This is a genomic window from Candidatus Poriferisocius sp., from assembly GCF_965204145.1.
Classification (GTDB): domain Bacteria; phylum Actinomycetota; class Acidimicrobiia; order Acidimicrobiales; family Bin134; genus Poriferisocius.
In genome coordinates this window covers 2,558,548-2,574,630 of sequence record NZ_OZ241977.1, presented here as the reverse complement: position 1 = coordinate 2,574,630, position 16,083 = coordinate 2,558,548, and the positions used below count along the sequence as shown (strand labels likewise).

Sequence of the window (16,083 nt, the reverse complement as noted above, 5' to 3'; positions counted from 1 at the left end):
ATGAGCACGCTCGTTGACCTCGTCTGGCTGATCCCCGCCTTCCCGCTGGCCGGGGTGCTCATGTTGATGGCCCTGGGCCGCCGCCTGGGCGAGCCTCGGGCCGGTTGGCTGGCCACCGCCATGATGGGCGGATCGTTTGTGGCCACGCTGCTGGTGTTTATCGGGCTGGTGGGCCACGAAGGCGACGAGCGGGAGACGGTGGTCACCCTGTTCGAGTGGGTGCCGGCCGGGAAGCTGGCGGTGGACATCGGCTTTCTGGCCGACCCGCTGTCCATGACCATGGCCCTGTTCGTGACCGGGGTCGGGGCTCTCATCCACCTGTATTCCATTGGCTACATGCACGGAGACGAGGGCTTCTCCAAGTTCTTCATCTACCTCAACCTGTTCGCCTTCTCCATGCTCATGCTGGTGCTGGGCGACAACCTGCTGCTCACCTTCCTGGGTTGGGAGGGAGTGGGGGCCTGCTCCTACCTGCTGATCTCGTTCTGGTTCACCGACGAGGCCAACGCCTCGGCTGGCAAGAAGGCGTTCGTCACCAACCGGGTGGGCGACTGGGGCTTTCTGGTGGCCATGCTCCTGGCATTCTTGACCTTCGGGTCGCTCCAGTACGGGGAGATCTTCTTCGAAGTCGAATCCCATGGCGTGGCCGCGGGCACCGCGTCGGCCATCGTGGTGCTGCTGTTGGTGGGCGCGGCGGGCAAGTCGGCCCAGTTCCCGCTGCACATCTGGCTGCCCGACGCCATGGCCGGCCCTACCCCGGTGTCGGCCCTCATCCACGCCGCCACCATGGTCACCGCCGGGGTGTACCTGCTCACCCGCATGAGCCCGATCATCGCCGAGGCCCACGGTTGGGTGCCCGACCTCATCATGTGGGTGGGCCTGGGCACCGCGCTGATGGCCGCCACCATCGCGGTGGCCCAGAACGACATCAAGAAAGTGCTGGCCTACTCCACCGTCAGCCAGCTCGGCTTCATGTTCGTGGCCGTGGGCTCAGGTGCCTACGTGGCCGCCATCTTCCACATGGTCACCCACGCCTTCTTCAAGGCGCTGCTGTTCCTGGGGGCCGGCTCAGTCATCCACGGGATGGACGGCGACCAGGACATCCGCCGCTACGGGGGTCTGGCCCGGCTGCTCCCCATCACCTCGATGACCTTCGTGGCCGGCTGGCTGGCCATCGCCGGCGTACCACCGTTCTCCGGCTTCTGGTCGAAAGACGAGATCCTGGCCTACGCCTACGGCGAGAACAAAGTGTTGTGGGTGCTGCTGTTGGCCACCGCCATCCTCACCGCCTTCTACATGACCCGACTGGTGCTAATGACCTTCTTCGGCCCGCCCCGCTGGGTTGAAGCTGAGACTCAAGTTGAAGCTGAGGCTGATGAGGAAGTCGAATCTGCGATCGAAACCGGCCCGCCCCACCGTCATCCCCACGAATCGCCGTGGACCATGACCATTCCGCTGGTGGTGCTGGCCGGGTTGGCCATGGTGGCCGGGGTGATCAACCTGCCGTTCGCCTCCGATGTCCACTTCTTGGGCAACTGGCTCAAGCCGTCACTGTTCGGCAACGACGGCCATCTTCCGTTCGGCGGGGGCACCCAGTGGATATTGGCCCTCGTGGCCATTGTCGGAAGTCTGGGCGGGGTGTCGGCTGGGGCTGTGGTGTACATCCGCCGCCGGATCGACCCCGCCCGCATCGAGCACCCCTTCCTGGCCCGGGCCTGGCGCATCGACGAGATCGTCACCGATTTCATGGGCGGCCCCGGTCGCCGGGCGTTCGAGCGCACCACCCAGTTCGATGAGCAGGTGGTGGACGGCGCGGTCAACGGTACCGGCACCCTGATCCGTCGGGCCGGTTCCCGGCTGAGGGTGTCGCAATCCGGCTTGGTACGCAGCTACGCCCTGGGCATCGCCATCGGCGCGGTGGCGCTGCTGGCCTGGTTCATCTCGAGGGCGGGGTTCTGATGGGCGGCTCGATGGCCTTGCCCGCCATTATCTTCCTGCCCTTGGTGGGCGCGGCGGCGGTCGCATTGATCGCCCCCTCCCGCTCGGAGGTGCTCAAGCCGGTGGCGGTGGCCACCTCGGCGGCCACCGGGGCGCTCACCCTGTGGCTGATGGCCGCCTTTGACAAGAACGACGGCGACTTCCAGTTCACCCAGCTCACCGAGTGGATCGGCTCGGCTGGCATCTCCTGGCACGTCGGGGTGGACGGCATCTCGCTGTTCTTGGTGGTGCTCACTGGACTGCTCTTCCCCATCGCCATCGTGGCCTGCGACCCGCCCCACGACGCCAAGGCCTACTACATCTGGATGCTGGTGCTGGAAACTGGCTGTCTGGGGGTGTTCCTGGCCCTGGATCTGGTGCTGTTCTTCTTGTTCTTCGAGGTCGTGCTTATCCCCATGTACTTCCTCATCGGAAAGTGGGGCCACGAGAATCGCAAGTATGCCGCCACCAAGTTCTTCCTGTTCACCATGCTGGGCTCGGCTCTCATGCTGGTGGGGATGCTGGCCCTGGCGGTGCTCACCGCCCGAGAGACCGGCGGGGCGGTCACATTCAACCTGCTGGAGCTGGCCGAAGACGCAGGGGCGCTGCCCACTATCACTGCTCGCTGGATCTTTCTGTCGTTCGTGCTGGCCTTCGCCGTGAAGGTACCGCTCTTCCCGGTGCATACTTGGCTGCCCGATGCCCACACCGAGGCCCCCACCGCCGGGTCGGTGATCCTGGCCGGGGTGCTCCTCAAGTTGGGCACTTACGGGCTGGTTCGCTTCGGCCTGTACCTGTTTCCCGAGGCGTCTCAGTACTTTGCCCCGCTGCTGTTCACCCTGGGGGTGATCGGCATTCTCTACGGCGCGGTGGTGGCCACCATGCAGCGCGACCTGAAACGCCTGGTGGCTTATTCCTCGGTGGCCCACCTCGGGTTCATCGTGCTGGGCATCTTCTCCATCAACACCGAGGGCATCGAGGGCGGGCTGCTCCAGATGGTCAACCACGGCTTGTCCACCGGGGCGCTGTTCTTGCTGGTGGGGTTCATCTACGAGCGCCGCCACACCCGGCAGATCTCCGAGATGATCGGACTCCAGAAGGCCGCCCCGGTGCTGGCCGCGGTGTTCACCGTGGTGATGCTGTCGTCGGTGGGCCTGCCCGGCCTCAACGGCTTTGTGGGCGAGTTCTTGATCCTGGCCGGGGCGTTCGTGGCCCACCGCTGGTGGGCGGTGGTGGCCGCCGCCGGGGTCATCCTGGCCGCGCTGTATCTGCTGTGGGCCTACCAGCGGGTGTTCCACGGCACCCCCGACGACGCCAACCGGTCAATGCCCGACCTCAACTGGCAGGAAAAGCTGGTGATGGTGCCGCTGGTGGGGCTCATCGTGTTCTTAGGGGTGTATCCCAAGCCGGTGATCGAGCGAATGGAGCCCTCCGTCAACGCGTTGATCGAACACATGGAGGAAGTCGAGGGAATTGAATCGCCCACCGTGGGTGATCGGCCCGAAGGCAGCTTTGAGGAACTCCGCAAGCTCAAGTCTGACCACGGCCACGAGGAGGAGGGCCACTGATGCTCCCCGTCCTCGCTGAAGCCAATTCGCTCGCCCAAGCGAACATCCCCGACATCCAGTGGCTGCCTCTGATCCCCCACATAGTGATGGCGGGGGCCGCGGTGGTGCTGTTGACCATCGTGTCGGTGGCCGGTCGCTGGCTGCCGGGGTGGTTCGCATCGGCCTGGACAGCGGCCGCCGGGCTCGCAGTGCTGGCCACTGCCATTCCGGTGTGGATACGGGTTGACCAAGAGGGAGAATCCTCGACTATCGCCGGGTCGATCGGCGTGGACCAGTTCTCGGTGTTCATCATCGTGCTGCTGGCCTGCTCTGTGGTACTGACCGCGTTGGTGGCCGATGGCTTCTTGCACCGGGAGAGCCTCGACGGCCCCGCCTTCTACGTGTTGTTGATGCTGTCGGCCGCCGGTGGCATCACCATGGCCTCGGCCAACAACCTCATCGTGCTGTTTTTGGGCCTGGAGATTCTGTCGCTGGCGGTGTACGTGCTGGTGGCCATGCACTTGCGGCGGGCCGAGTCGCAGGAAGCGGGAATCAAATACTTTGTGCTGGGCGCCTTTGCGTCGGCGTTCCTGCTCTACGGCATCGCCTTGGTGTACGGGGCCACCGGGTCGCTCAACCTGGCCGGCATCGAGAACGTCCTGAGGGACAACAACCTGAGCGACAACGGCCTGCTGCTGGCCGGGATGGGAATGCTGTTGGTGGGATTCGGGTTCAAGGTGGCCGCGGTGCCATTCCACGCTTGGACCCCCGACGTGTACCAGGGGGCACCGTCGCCGGTGGTGTCGTATATGGCGGCCGGGGTGAAGGCCGCTGGATTCGCCGCCCTGCTCCGGGTGTTCTTCGGCGGGTTCTTGGGAGTGGCCGACGACTGGCAGCCGGTGGTGTTTGGCTTGGCCATCGCCAGCTTGGCGGTGGGGTCGCTGCTGGCCATCGTCCAGACCGACGTAAAGCGCATTCTGGCTTACTCCTCAATCAGCCACGCCGGGTTCATCCTGGTTGGCGTGCAGGCTGCCACCGATGACGGCGTGGCTAGCGTGCTGTTCTACCTGGCTGCCTACGCCGCCATGGCCATCGGCAGCTTCGCGGTGATCACCGTGGTGAGCAGCCCGGGCGACGAGGGCACCGGCATCGACAACCTGCGCGGCCTGGCTGCCCGCCGCCCGCTTCTGGCCACCGCCTTCACCGTGCTGTTGCTGTCGCAGGCTGGTATCCCGTTCACCGCGGGATTCTGGGCCAAGTTCGAGGTGATTACCGCCGCGGTGGACGCCCGCTCCTTCTGGTTGGCGGTTATCGCCATGCTGGCCGCAGTGGTGGCCGCCTTCTTGTACTTGCGGATTGTGGTGGCCATGTTCCTGGAGGCCGCCGACCCCGACGCTCCCCGACTCCGCATTCCTCGCGGCCCGGCGGTGGCCGTCGCCATCGTGGTGTTGTTCACCCTGGCCTTCGGCATCTACCCCGAGCCCCTCCTCAACCTCGCCGACGACGCCTGGCTAAACCTCCCCCTTCACGCCCACTAACTCTTCCAGCGTTGGTGCTGAGAACCTCACTGGTAGCCTGAACCAGCCATTTTGGAAAGGAAGAACATGACCAAGCGCATGAGCGACAGCTACGGACGCGTGAGTCTCACTGTGCTGGCGCTGTTGCTGGTTTTCGGTCTGGTGGCCGCGGCGTGCGGCAATGATGACGATGGTGGAGAGACAGTGCCACCGCCCAAGACCGAGCGGGACGCGTTCACCAAGTGGTATGTGCAGCAGGCCGTAGACCGATACCAAGAGACCGGCCGGCAAGCCACCATCGACTACTACAACAACGAAGCCGGCGCCGACGACCAGTGGTACGTGTTCATTATGGATGCCAACTCGGGCATTACCGTGGCCCACGCCACCATTCCCTCGCGGGTGGGCGCCAACTCAAGCCAGCGGGTGGACATCACCGGTCACGCCTACGGCCCCCTGCTGAAGGGATCGCCCGAGTCAGGCCACTGGGTGGACTACGTGTTCTACAACCCCCTAACCGACACCGGCGGTACCAAGCACACTTGGGCCAAACGCCAGGACGACCTGATCTTCGGCTCCGGCTGGTACGAGGATTCCTTCCCCGTTCCTCCGGCCACCAAAGCCGAGCCTGGCTCTTACACCAGGGCCTTCGTCGAAGACGCCATTTGGTTCTATGAGTCCAACGGACGCAGCGCCCTGATCGAGCACTTGCATTCTCCCGACAGCACCGACCCCCCTAGCGTGGACGGTCAATGGTACGGGTTCGCCTTCGACCTCGACGGCGTGGTGCTGGCCCATCCCACGGTTCCCGACAATGTGGGGCAGACCCTCCACGAGATTCTCGGTGCCACCCCCGAGGGCCTGGCTGCCGCTGATGAGATGGTGACGGCCACCGAGACCGGCAAGTGGGTGGATTACACCTATCTCAACCCCCAAAGCGGAGATTGGGAGACCAAGCACACTTGGATCGTCAAACGAGACGACATCCACATCGCCTCCGGCTGGTACGAATCCGGCTAGGTCTGCCGCTCGGCAGTTCAGCTTTCGAACGAGATCAGCCCCTCCTGAGGATGGGTCCAGGGCAGCTTGGGTACATGTTCGATCTGCTTGGGGCGGGGTAGAGGAATGTGGCCGATGGGGACGTCGATGACCACTGGTGCCTGCTGTTCGAGCGCAGTAGGAATCAAGGTTTCAAGGTCCATGGGGTCGTCTGCCCTCATGCCAATGGCGCCGAACGATTCGGCGAACTTCACGAAGTCGGGGTTGGTGAGGTCGGTTCCGTAGGAGCCGTCGAAAAAATCGTCTAGGTCGCGGGCCACGTTGCCGTAGGCGTCATCTCTGAAGATGACGGTGGTGACGTTGATTCCGTATTTGATGGCGGTTGACAACTCAGATGAGTTGAACATGAAGCTGCCATCCCCAGCGAAGCACACCACTGGGTGATCTGGTTTGGCCAGTTTTGCTCCCAGCGCTGACGGGAATGCAAAGCCCAAATTGAACGAGTACCCAGAGTCGATGTAGGTGTTCGGGTGGTTCACCTGCCAATGGGTTCGGGAATAGAAACCGAATTGGGTGACATCCCACACGGTGTATGCGTCTTCGGGAGTCCCCCGTCTGATTGCTTCCAAGATGGGGTACTGGGGTTCGTTGTCTCTGATGTCGTAGTAGGCGATCAGACGTCGGGCGGCGGACACGGCTTGAGCAGGGGACGGGCGGTCTCGACACCCGGCTTCAACCAGAAGTGGCAAGAGAGAGTTGATGGTTGCTTTGGCGTCGCCGCGCAATGGAATCGTGTTGTCTTGAATCCGGGTGAGGTCGAAGTCGTCGATGTTGATGTTCACGAGCGTCGATGACTCCCCGGCGGGGTTGCCCAGGGAAAAGCGGGTTCCGATCCCGACTACGACATCGGCGGTTTTCATAACGTCCAGCAGCTGATTCATCTCGTGTCGCTCACCGCCGGGGCTGACGCATGAGCCGTAGCACAGAGGATGGCTGTCGGGGATGGCGCCCTTTCCACCGCCCGACGTCACCACTGGGATGTTTGTGGCTTCGACCAGCTCGAGGAGCGCCTGCTCTGCGCCGGACAGAGCTATTCCGCCACCGGCAACGATTAGGGGTAGACGAGAGCGCGCGATAGCAGAGGCAGCTTCTTTCAACTGCTCAGGGCTAGGCACGATCCGTGAGACAGGAACGGGTTCCCTCAATTCGACTTCATCCCGTTCCACCGCAGCATCAGGCGGGACTTCGAGATACGCCGGGCGGGGACGACCGGTCTGCATTTGTCGGAAAGCCTCGGAAACGGCCCCGGGTATCGCTTTTGGCGCAAGGGCTTGCTGGCGCCATTTGGTAACGGGCCGCACGATGTCGATTTGGTCCTCGACCTCATGGACGCCGCCGAGGTTCTTGCCCATCTGATCCCGGGGGATTTGCCCGGCAATCAGCAATACTGGCTGAGAGCGGGAGTAGGCGGTGGCCAGTCCCGCTGCTGCGTTATACACGCCCACACCAGGAACGACGAGGGCCACCCCTGGCTTGCCCGACGCTCGGGCGTATCCGTAGGCCATGTAGGTAGCGGCTTGCTCGTGGCGGGTGACGACCAACTGGATGCCGGGTTCGTCACGCAGCGCAGCGACGACTCCGTATATCTGGATGCCGGGAATACCGAAGACGATCTCGACTCCCTCTCGGCCCAATGACTTGGCCAAAGCCTCCCCACCGCTCATTTTCACGATGCTGATCTTGTCAGAGCGGAAAGGTGCCGGGTCGGACGGAAGCGGCTATCCCTCCGGTTCCAGCCCGTACACCGTGTCGTCGAAGCTCAACACGTACAACTCGCCCGCCGCGTCCTCGCCGAAGGAGACCAGCGTGACCGGATCGACGGAGAGGCCGAGTTCTATCTGGGTAGCCTGCCCTTGGTCATCGAGCGTGAGACCCCACAGGCGGCCTTGGCAGAAATCGCCGAACACATAGGTGCCCACCAGGCTGGGTATGGCCGAGCCCCGGTACACGTGGCCGCCGGTTATAGAGCAACCGGTGTCGTGGTCGTACACGTGAATGGGGAAGTCCAAGTCTTCAGGAGTCTCGGCGCCGGAAAACCTCACGTGGCCTTCGAAAAGCGGCCATCCCAGGTTGGCCCCTGGCTTCCAGCCGTCGGCGGCCCGCAGTACGTGGATCTCCTCCCACTCGTTTTGTCCTACATCGGCGATCCACAGATCGCCGATGTCTCGATCGAACGAGAACCGCCACGGGTTGCGGGCGCCGTAGGCCCAGATCTCAGCTCGCCCCCCGCCGTCGGCAAACGGGTTGTCGGCGGGAATGGAGTAATCCGAGTCGCCGTCGGCCTCGGGGTCGATGCGGACCATGGTGGCCAGCAGGGTGTCCAGATCCTGGCCCTGGTTGAACATGTCATCTCGGCCGCCGCCGTCGCCAAATCCGATCCACAAGTAACCGTCGGGTCCGAAGGCAATATGGCCGCCGTTATGGTTACATGCCGGCTGGTCGACGCTCAGCACCGTCCGGCCCTGGTCGCCCTGAACCCACTGCCCGCTCATGGGGTACTCCACGATCAAGCTGTCGCCCCCCAAGTCGGTCGAGCTCACGTAGAGCTTCGATCCGTCAGGGGAGAAGGCGATGCCCAACAGTCCTTCTTCGCACTCTGGACTGGTTTGGGCGCTGATATCCAGCACCATCTCGGGAGGTTCATCCCCGTCAGCGCCCATGAGCCACACCTGGCCCTCCCGGGTGGCCACGTAGAGGTCTCCACTGGTGCCGCCGGTGCCCGGTCGGGCGATGAGCGCCATCGGATCGGTAAGCGACGCCACCGGAGTCAACGCCAGGTTTGCCTCTGCAGGCTGGTCGGTCACCGCGGCTTGTTCGTCCTCGCCTTGGTCGGGGGCCGGGTCGGTCGCAGGGGAGTCTGCTGGCTGATCTCCGGCAACGGTGGGGGCGTCGGCGCCTGATTGTTGAGCAGGGGCCGTGGTGGCTGCTGCACCAGCGGTGGCCGCAGCCGTGGACATACTTGCCGGACCAGCATCACGCTGGCCGACATCGTCGTTGCCGCTCCCGCAGGCACTGGCCAGCAGACAGGCCGCGGCGAACGCCGCCACCATTCGGGTGTAGATACTCATGGTTGCTTTAGCAGTGGTCGGATCAATCCCTCTTGCACCACTGAGGCCACCAGCTCGCCGGTGCGGTTCCACGCCGTGCCCCACGCCAATCCCCGGGCGTTAGACGCCGAGTGGGACACTTGGTCCAAAAAGATCCAGTCATCCATGCGCAGCGGGCGGTGGAACCACATCGCGTGGTCCAGGCTGGCCGCTTGAATGTCGATCTCGTTGCCCCGCACCGGCAGCGCCTTGGTGGCGGTATCCAGCACTGTCATGTCGCTGGCGTAGGTGAACATGCAGGTGTGCAGCACTGGGTTCTCGGGCAGCGTGCCGGTGGCCCGCAGCCACACCTGCAAGCGGGGCTCTCGGCTCTGACCCCGTTCTGCGGGCGAGCCGGTCACGTAGCGCAGCTCAATCGGGCGGATCATTCGGCCTTGGTCGTCTACCGGGAAGCCCGGCCACACGTACGGCTCTAGGTCCTCGGGGTCGGGGATGCCTGCGGGGAGGTCGGTTTGGTGCTCGAAGCCCTCTTCTTGTTTGTGGAAGGAGGCCGACATGGCGAAGATGGGCTGGCCGTGCTGGATGGCGGTCACCCGGCGGGTGGTGAACGAGCGGCCGTCCCGCACCCGTTCCACCAGATACACCAGGGGTGCGGCCACATCGCCGGGGCGGATGAAATAGGCCTGGAGGCTGTGGACTGCCCTGTCTTCGACTGTGCGGGTAGCCGCTACGAGGGCTTGGCCGGCCACCTGACCGCCGAACACCCGCTGTCGGTCTTCTTGGGGGCTGACTCCCCTGAAGATGTCCTCCTCGATGGGCTCCAGATCCAGCAGTTCGATGAGCGCATCTACCTCTGCTTGCATGACCGACTGATCCTACCGTCAGAGTTAGGCAAACCTTATGGCCTAGTGGTCGGATTTGAGAGGGGCTGGGGTACGCTTGTTTCTCCCCATGTCGCTTCTGGTCTCTGCCCGCGCTCACGTCTTGGAGAACTGGCGCCGCTTAGTGCGCTATTGCGGCACATCGGCGGTTGGGGTGGTACTGGGTCAGACCATTCTGCGGGTGTGCTACGACCTGCTGGGCTGGTCGGGGCTGGTGTCCAATCTGGTTGCCTTCATGATCGCCAATATCCCCGTCTATTTCCTGTACCGGGGGTGGGTGTGGGACAGCAGCGGCCCTACTCAGTGGGGCCGAGTGGTGCTGCCCTTCTGGCTGGTCTCGCTGGCTGGGCTGGCCCTGTCGTCGCTGGCCGTGGGCTTGGTGGATGCCGCCACCGACAACGGCTGGTTCATCACCGCGGCATCGGTGGGCGCCTTCGGCACGGTGTGGTTGGTGAAGTACGCGGTGTGCGACCAGTACTTGTTCGGTCCAGCGCTCAACGGAGGGTCTGCTGACAAGGGCCTTGAGACCCAAGACGATGGAACCCAGTCGGCGGGCGTTCGCTGAAGCTGCCCGAGGGTTCATGCCCCCCGATGAGGGGCTGGCCCTTCACCGGGCGGCCTGCGATCTGGAAGTTGACGGTCCGCTGCTGGAAGTGGGTAGCTATTGCGGCAAGTCGTCGGTGTATCTGGGCGACGCCGCCCAAGCCCAGGGCCGGGTGCTGTTCGCCCTCGACCACCACCGGGGGTCGGAGGAGAACCAGCCTGGCTGGGAGTGGCACGAACCCGACCTGGTGGACCCCGCCGTCGGCCTGATCGACACCTTGCCCCATTTCCGCCGCACCGTGTTCCAGGCCGGACTGGAGGGGAGCGTGGTGGCGTTGGTGGGCGACTCGGTGGCCATTGCCCGAAACTGGTCCACCCCGCTGGCCTTCTTGTTCATCGACGGCGGCCACGGCGCCGAGCCCGCCCACGCCGACTACGAGAGTTGGGTGCCCCATGTGGCCGTCGGTGGCCGCTTGGCCATTCACGACGTATTCCCCAACCCCGCCGATGGCGGCCGCCCCCCCTACGAGATCTACTGCCGGGCCATGGACTCCGGTGCTTTCAACGAGCAGCCCGCCACCGGCTCTCTAAGAGTCCTCACTCGCTGCGCTCCCGGCATCTGACCTGCTCCGTGCCGAGCGGGCCTCCCGCCGCCTCACTACCGTTACGGCGTGAATCAAGAACAGAGGCTGGAATCAGGCGAAGCGTGGCGGGAGTTCTGCGATCGATTGAAAGCGGCGGGTGACCGGCTGCTGGAAGACGACTTTCCCGCGGAGGCGGCTGATCGGGCCGAGGGTTATCGACACTTAGGCCGGCTGCTGATGCAGGGGTGGATCGAGCAGGTTGAGTTTGCCGACCGGGACTTCCCGGTCATGTACCGCCACAACGACGACGTCATGCGCTGGGGCGGTCCCAACGTGGACAACACCTACTGGCGGGCCCACGTGAGCGCCGAGCATTCCTATCGGATCACCGGTTGGCTGCCGCCGGGGGCCATGTTCGTGATCCAAAGCGCCCACGGCGAGATGCACCAGAATCGTCTGGGCATCACCGCCGAGCGCTCCAGCGACGACTTCGCGGTGGATCCCGATGGCAGTTTCACCTTCATCGCTAGTGCCACTCCCCACGACGGCAACTGGCTCCCCATCGACGAGCACACCGACCACATCTCCGTGCGGGAGTACAACGTGGACTGGGGAGTGGACGAGCCGGGCCGGTTCTTCATCGAGCGGGTAGGTAGTGAAGGCCAGCAGCCCGCCCCGCTCGGCCCAGCCGAGTTCGCCGACGGCTTGGACCGGGCCATGGCTTGGGCCGAGGACGCCTTGGTGTTCTGGAACCAGTGGATGGAGCGCAGCCGCCGAGCCGCCCCGCCCAACGTGTTCTACGGCCCCCGCTCGGTACCCGGTGGGGCCGACGCCATCGGCTACGGCGGCTGCTCCTACGAACTGGGGCCCGACGAGGCCCTGGTAGTGAGCTGCGACGTGCCCAACGCCCAGTACTGGTCGTTCATGCTTTACAGCTACGCCTGGTTCGAGTCACTGGACTTCGCCAACCGCACCGTGAGCCTCAACAACGCCCAAATCGCGGTGGACCCCGACGGCCGATTCCGTATCGTGGTGGCCCATCACGACCCAGGCGTGCAGAACTGGCTCGACACCGAAGGCCGCCCCGAGGCCCTCATCACTTTCCGCTGGGTGCTCAGTACCACCATGCCCACCCCCGAGGGCCTAGTAGTCCCCTTCACGGAGATCAACAACCATCTTCCCGACTTCACCACCCGCTTGACTCCCGACCAACGCGCCGCCCAAATCGCCACCCGCCGCCAATCCCGCGCCCACCGCTTCCGCTGCTAGCTGTTCCTTATCCCTCGTTCCAGGGCACTTCGGACGGTTTGCTCGACGGCATCGGCGACGGTTTCGGGGTCTTCGTGCTCCCAGAAGCGGAGGACGGTCCAGCCAGCCTCTTGGAGATGGGCGTCGGTGTCTTGATCGCGCGCGATGTTGCCGGTGATCTTGTTGGACCAATACTCGGGGTTGGTGGCGGGCTGGGTGTGGTGCTCGGGGCAGCCGTGCCAGTAGCAGCCGTCCACGAAGACTGCGATTTTGGCTTTGCGGAACACCAGATCGGCTGTTCGCCGCAGCTCCGGCAGCGGTCGGGCCGCCACCCGATAACGCAATCCCCGGCGATGCACCGCCGAGCGAACCGCCAACTCCGGTTTGGTGTCGCGGCTGCGGTTGCCTTGCATCGACTTGCGAGTCGCCTCCGACGACGCCCACGACTCCTCCGGCAGCCCGCCCATGGGCCGATGGTAGCGACGTCCCGGTGGGAGAGCGCTCAGCCGATGGTGATGAGCTCGGGGAGGGTGCGGTGGTTGGAGAAGAGGGCGGAGGCGGGGGAGGTGCCGGATAGGGCGTCGGCGGCCAAGATGACGGCGGCGGCGGTGTAGGAGGTGCGCTCGTCGGCGGGGAAGTGGATCCGCTCAGGATGGACCATGCCGGTGAAGTAGGAGCCGTCGTCGGCTCGCAGGTTTTGCACCCACTCGAACATCTCGGCGGCGATGTCTCTTCGGCCCACGCCGAGATGAGCCATAAGGCTCTCGCAGGTCTCCGCCGCGGTGACCCAGGGCCGATCCGACACGCAGCGCACTCCGAGGCCGTCCATAACAAAGGTGTCGAAGCGGGAAGCCAGCATGGTGCGGCCCTCCTGGCCGGTGACCACGCCGGCCAGAACGGGGTAGTACCAGTCCATGGCCCAGCGGTGCTTGGGGGCGAAGGCGTCGGGTTGGGTTCGGATCACATCGGCTAGCCGGGCGGCGCTCAGCTCCCAGTCGGGCCGCTCGTGGCCCAACTCCTCGCCGGTGGCGATGGCGGCTCGCAGGCTGTGGCAGATACTCGACGACCCGGTCAGCAGGGCGAACGACCACGGCGTGCCGTCGGCGTGGCGGGCCCAGCGGATCTCTCCTCGGGGGAACTGCAAATCAAGCACGAAGTCCACCGCCCGCTCCACCACCGGCCACATGCTCTCCAAGAAGCTCCGGTCGCCGGTACACAGGTAGTGGTGCCATACGCCAGTGGCCACGTAGGCCACGCAGTTGGCATCGAGCTTGTCTTGTTCCACGCCGTCGGCCACGTAGTACTGGTGCCAGGCGCCGTCGGGGCGCTGATGATCCGCCAACCACTGGTAGGCCCGCTCAGCTTCTATCCGGCGATCCATCACGGTCAATGCCATGGCCGCCTCCACGTGGTTCCATGGGTCGGCGTGGCCGCCGGGGAACCAGGGGATCATCCCGTTGGGAAGCTGCCAATCGGCGATGCTGTCGGCGGTTTGCTCTAGCTCGGTTGCCGACAAAACGCCGGCCACGCAAGGCCCGGCAAGTTCGGTCTCCCTGTGATTCTGGGATTCAGGCGACGACAAGCTCGTTCTCCCTTGGACTTTGTGATCCTGGCTTCCGGCTATAAAGAACCAGGCTCTTGCCCAGCACTGGACTCAGGACCCGTTCGGCTATTCGGGTGATTCTTGGTTGGCGAACAATATCCCATTCCAAGAGCCGGCGATAAGCCGTCACCAGCCGGTGGTCGTCGCGGTTGGGGCCGACCGCGCACCGCAACCACCAATAGGGGCTGTGCAGCGCGTGGGCGTGATGACCCGAGTAGGGGGCCAGCCCGGCCCGTCGGAGCCGACGCCGGAGTTCGCTGCGCCGATAGATCCGTACATGGCCGCCCACCGCCTTGGGGGCGTGGTACTCATCCGACAGCGCCCAGCAAACCTTCTCGGGAAACCAGGTGGGCACCGTTACCGCCAGCACCCCGCCGGGGCGCAGAATCCGGGTCAGCTCGGCCAGCGCCTGATCGTCTGAGTCCACGTGCTCCAGCACCTCAGAGGCGATGACCCGGTCGAACGACTGGTCGGGGAACGGCAGGCGGGTGGCATCACCCTGGGCGGCTTGGCACGTTCCGTGGTACTGCTCTCCAGCATCCGACATGGCCGCGAACGTGGCCCGAACCTCGGACAGTTCGGCCGACGCCAGATCACAGGCCACCACATGGGCGCCCTGCCGGGCGGCCTCATAAGCATGACGCCCAAACCCGCATCCCAAATCGAGCAGCCGTTCGCCTGGCTTCAGGCCCAAGCGGTTGTAGTCAACGGTCAGCATGATCGAACTGGAAATCGCCGAGAGTATTCGTGCCTATCGGCCAGGCCGCCATTCGTCGAGCAGTGCCCGGTAGTGCTCCACCGTCTGGTCGGCGGTGTGACGCCAGCTCCACCGGCCAATCACCCGCTCCCGTCCCGCCGTTCCGATGCGGGCGGCCATTTCGGGATTGTCCAGCACTCTGCTCAGCGCCGCGGCCAGCGCCTCGCTGTCGCCTGGTGGCACCGACACGCACGTTTCACCGTCAGGGCCGGCCACTTCGGGCAGAGCTCCTCCCGTGGTGGCCACAAGCGGCGTGCCGCTGCACATGGCCTCAATGGCCGGCAGCGAGAACCCCTCGTAGAGCGACGGCACCACCGCCACCGAGCTAGTGGCGTACAGCTCCACGATGCGCTCGTCGGGCACCCCGGAGATGAACTCCACCACCTGGCTCAGGCCCAGATTGTGGATGGCTTCGGCTGAGGTGCCCCCTTCGCGGGGCTTGCCGATGACGATCAGGCGAACGTCCCTCTCGGTGCGCAGCTTGGCCACTGCCTCCAACAGGTAGCGCAGGCCCTTCATGGGCACATCCGCGCTGGCGGTGGTGATGATCTGCTCGGGATTGCGTTCCATGCCGGGCAGCGGGCGGAACTGCTCGGGGTCCACCCCCACCGGCACCACGTGCATCAGGCGGCGGGGCACTTTCTGGTCTCGGGCGATGTCGTCGCGCGACGACTCCGACACGGTGATGATTCGCCGCAGGCGCCGGGCCACCCGGGCCTGCATACGGGTGAAGGAATACCAGCGCCGCTTGCCCAGCCGCTCTATCGGGCTTCGGGCGTGTTCGAGCTCCAGTTGGCGGTCGACGGTGATGGGATGGTGGATGGTGCCCAGCACCGGCAAGCCGTCCCGTTCTATGGCCAGCAGCCCGTAGCCCAGCGATTGGTTGTCGTGGACCAGGTCGAAATCCCCCACTCGTGAGCGCAGCATCTGCCACGCCCGGATAGAGAACGCCAGCGGCTCCGAGAAGGCACCGGTCATGAACGAACCCACCTCGGCGGCGTCGGCCCACGACTTGATCTCCCAGAACCCCGGCATCCGCCCCGGATAGGCGTCGTTGAAGATGTCCAGGCTGGGGAGCTCGTGCAGCGGCACCCGATCTTCGAGCACCGGATAGGGCTGTCCGCTCAGCACCTCCACGTGGTGACCGAGGTCGGTCAACGCCTTGCTCAGATGGTGGACGTACACTCCCTGCCCACCGCAGTGGGGCTTGCCCCGGTACGACAAAAGGGCGATTTTGAGCGGGCGATCCGCCGAGACCATAGCCCCACAAGGCTTTCGGAATTCGGTGGGTTTGGCAAATGCTCAGCTGCTCTGGCTGAC

The 16,083-nt window shown here is 64.8% G+C and carries 14 protein-coding genes; 7 read left to right on the top strand and 7 right to left on the bottom strand.

Going from position 1 to position 16,083, the window contains the following annotated elements; all coding sequences use genetic code 11:
• The 4 genes from nuoL to ACOGI7_RS11850 all read left to right on the top strand — a co-directional run bounded on the left by nuoL (position 1) and on the right by ACOGI7_RS11850 (position 6,061).
• Positions 1 to 1,959 carry an NADH-quinone oxidoreductase subunit L gene (gene nuoL / locus ACOGI7_RS11865; protein WP_419848971.1) on the top strand — a complete coding sequence of 653 codons (1,959 nt, stop codon included), beginning with the start codon at positions 1 to 3 and terminating at the stop codon, positions 1,957 to 1,959.
• Positions 1,959 to 3,545, top strand: coding sequence for an NADH-quinone oxidoreductase subunit M (locus ACOGI7_RS11860; RefSeq protein ID WP_419848970.1), 1,587 nt, complete (start codon positions 1,959 to 1,961; stop codon positions 3,543 to 3,545). The genes nuoL and ACOGI7_RS11860 overlap by 1 nt, the downstream gene beginning before the upstream one ends.
• Entirely contained in the window at positions 3,545 to 5,062 is a 1,518-nt protein-coding gene (locus tag ACOGI7_RS11855; RefSeq protein ID WP_419848969.1) for an NADH-quinone oxidoreductase subunit N, read from the top strand. Before ACOGI7_RS11860 ends, ACOGI7_RS11855 begins: the two co-directional genes overlap by 1 nt.
• 66 nt (positions 5,063 to 5,128) lie before the next feature.
• Positions 5,129 to 6,061 (top strand): cache domain-containing protein, encoded by a 933-nt coding sequence (locus ACOGI7_RS11850; protein ID WP_419848968.1) that lies wholly within the window; start codon positions 5,129 to 5,131, stop codon positions 6,059 to 6,061.
• A gap of 17 nt (positions 6,062 to 6,078) precedes the next feature.
• Here ACOGI7_RS11850 and ACOGI7_RS11845 read toward each other — a convergent pair whose 3' ends face one another.
• Genes ACOGI7_RS11845 through ACOGI7_RS11835 form a run of 3 tightly spaced genes read right to left on the bottom strand, consistent with a single transcriptional unit; the run spans position 6,079 to position 10,010 of the window.
• On the bottom strand, positions 6,079 to 7,764 hold the full coding sequence (locus ACOGI7_RS11845; protein ID WP_419848967.1) for a thiamine pyrophosphate-binding protein: 1,686 nt from the start codon (positions 7,762 to 7,764) through the stop codon (positions 6,079 to 6,081).
• A 54-nt stretch (positions 7,765 to 7,818) separates the two neighbouring features.
• Complete coding sequence (locus tag ACOGI7_RS11840; RefSeq protein WP_419848966.1) at positions 7,819 to 9,168, bottom strand: PQQ-dependent sugar dehydrogenase; 1,350 nt, start codon at positions 9,166 to 9,168, stop codon at positions 7,819 to 7,821.
• Positions 9,165 to 10,010, bottom strand: a complete 846-nt coding sequence (locus ACOGI7_RS11835; protein WP_419848965.1) for an acyl-CoA thioesterase — start codon at positions 10,008 to 10,010, stop codon at positions 9,165 to 9,167. Before ACOGI7_RS11835 ends, ACOGI7_RS11840 begins: the two co-directional genes overlap by 4 nt.
• Positions 10,011 to 10,098: 88 nt before the next feature.
• Here ACOGI7_RS11835 and ACOGI7_RS11830 point away from each other — a divergent pair, with 88 nt between their 5' ends.
• Genes ACOGI7_RS11830 through ACOGI7_RS11820 form a run of 3 tightly spaced genes read left to right on the top strand, consistent with a single transcriptional unit; the run spans position 10,099 to position 12,424 of the window.
• Complete coding sequence (locus ACOGI7_RS11830) at positions 10,099 to 10,593, top strand: GtrA family protein (RefSeq protein WP_419848964.1); 495 nt, start codon at positions 10,099 to 10,101, stop codon at positions 10,591 to 10,593.
• 16 nt (positions 10,594 to 10,609) lie between these two features.
• Positions 10,610 to 11,194 (top strand): class I SAM-dependent methyltransferase, encoded by a 585-nt coding sequence (locus ACOGI7_RS11825; RefSeq protein ID WP_419848963.1) that lies wholly within the window; start codon positions 10,610 to 10,612, stop codon positions 11,192 to 11,194.
• A gap of 48 nt (positions 11,195 to 11,242) precedes the next feature.
• Positions 11,243 to 12,424, top strand: coding sequence for a DUF1214 domain-containing protein (locus ACOGI7_RS11820; RefSeq protein ID WP_419848962.1), 1,182 nt, complete (start codon positions 11,243 to 11,245; stop codon positions 12,422 to 12,424).
• Here ACOGI7_RS11820 and ACOGI7_RS11815 read toward each other — a convergent pair.
• The 4 genes from ACOGI7_RS11815 to ACOGI7_RS11800 are packed head-to-tail and all read right to left on the bottom strand — an operon-like array spanning position 12,421 to position 16,023.
• Positions 12,421 to 12,870 (bottom strand): very short patch repair endonuclease, encoded by a 450-nt coding sequence (locus tag ACOGI7_RS11815; protein ID WP_419848961.1) that lies wholly within the window; start codon positions 12,868 to 12,870, stop codon positions 12,421 to 12,423. The two genes, ACOGI7_RS11820 and ACOGI7_RS11815, sit on opposite strands and share 4 nt — an antisense overlap.
• 35 nt (positions 12,871 to 12,905) lie before the next feature.
• Complete coding sequence (locus tag ACOGI7_RS11810; RefSeq protein ID WP_419848960.1) at positions 12,906 to 13,931, bottom strand: prenyltransferase; 1,026 nt, start codon at positions 13,929 to 13,931, stop codon at positions 12,906 to 12,908.
• A gap of 40 nt (positions 13,932 to 13,971) precedes the next feature.
• Positions 13,972 to 14,724 (bottom strand): class I SAM-dependent methyltransferase, encoded by a 753-nt coding sequence (locus ACOGI7_RS11805; RefSeq protein ID WP_419848959.1) that lies wholly within the window; start codon positions 14,722 to 14,724, stop codon positions 13,972 to 13,974.
• Positions 14,725 to 14,757: 33 nt separating this feature from the next.
• Positions 14,758 to 16,023, bottom strand: coding sequence for a glycosyltransferase family 4 protein (locus ACOGI7_RS11800; RefSeq protein WP_419848958.1), 1,266 nt, complete (start codon positions 16,021 to 16,023; stop codon positions 14,758 to 14,760).
• Positions 16,024 to 16,083: the final 60 nt, after the last annotated feature.

Excerpts from the sequence above, each read along its gene's own strand:
- nuoL (WP_419848971.1), top strand. The coding sequence starts at position 1 with ATGAGCACGCTCGTTGACCTCGTCTGGCTGATCCCCGCCTTCCCGCTG.
- ACOGI7_RS11860 (WP_419848970.1), top strand. The coding sequence starts at position 1,959 with ATGGGCGGCTCGATGGCCTTGCCCGCCATTATCTTCCTGCCCTTGGTG.
- ACOGI7_RS11855 (WP_419848969.1), top strand. The coding sequence starts at position 3,545 with ATGCTCCCCGTCCTCGCTGAAGCCAATTCGCTCGCCCAAGCGAACATC.
- ACOGI7_RS11850 (WP_419848968.1), top strand. The coding sequence starts at position 5,129 with ATGACCAAGCGCATGAGCGACAGCTACGGACGCGTGAGTCTCACTGTG.
- ACOGI7_RS11845 (WP_419848967.1), bottom strand. The coding sequence starts at position 7,764 with ATGAGCGGTGGGGAGGCTTTGGCCAAGTCATTGGGCCGAGAGGGAGTC.
- ACOGI7_RS11840 (WP_419848966.1), bottom strand. The coding sequence starts at position 9,168 with ATGAGTATCTACACCCGAATGGTGGCGGCGTTCGCCGCGGCCTGTCTG.
- ACOGI7_RS11835 (WP_419848965.1), bottom strand. The coding sequence starts at position 10,010 with ATGCAAGCAGAGGTAGATGCGCTCATCGAACTGCTGGATCTGGAGCCC.
- ACOGI7_RS11830 (WP_419848964.1), top strand. The coding sequence starts at position 10,099 with ATGTCGCTTCTGGTCTCTGCCCGCGCTCACGTCTTGGAGAACTGGCGC.
- ACOGI7_RS11825 (WP_419848963.1), top strand. The coding sequence starts at position 10,610 with ATGCCCCCCGATGAGGGGCTGGCCCTTCACCGGGCGGCCTGCGATCTG.
- ACOGI7_RS11815 (WP_419848961.1), bottom strand. The coding sequence starts at position 12,870 with ATGGGCGGGCTGCCGGAGGAGTCGTGGGCGTCGTCGGAGGCGACTCGC.
- ACOGI7_RS11805 (WP_419848959.1), bottom strand. The coding sequence starts at position 14,724 with ATGCTGACCGTTGACTACAACCGCTTGGGCCTGAAGCCAGGCGAACGG.
- ACOGI7_RS11800 (WP_419848958.1), bottom strand. The coding sequence starts at position 16,023 with ATGGTCTCGGCGGATCGCCCGCTCAAAATCGCCCTTTTGTCGTACCGG.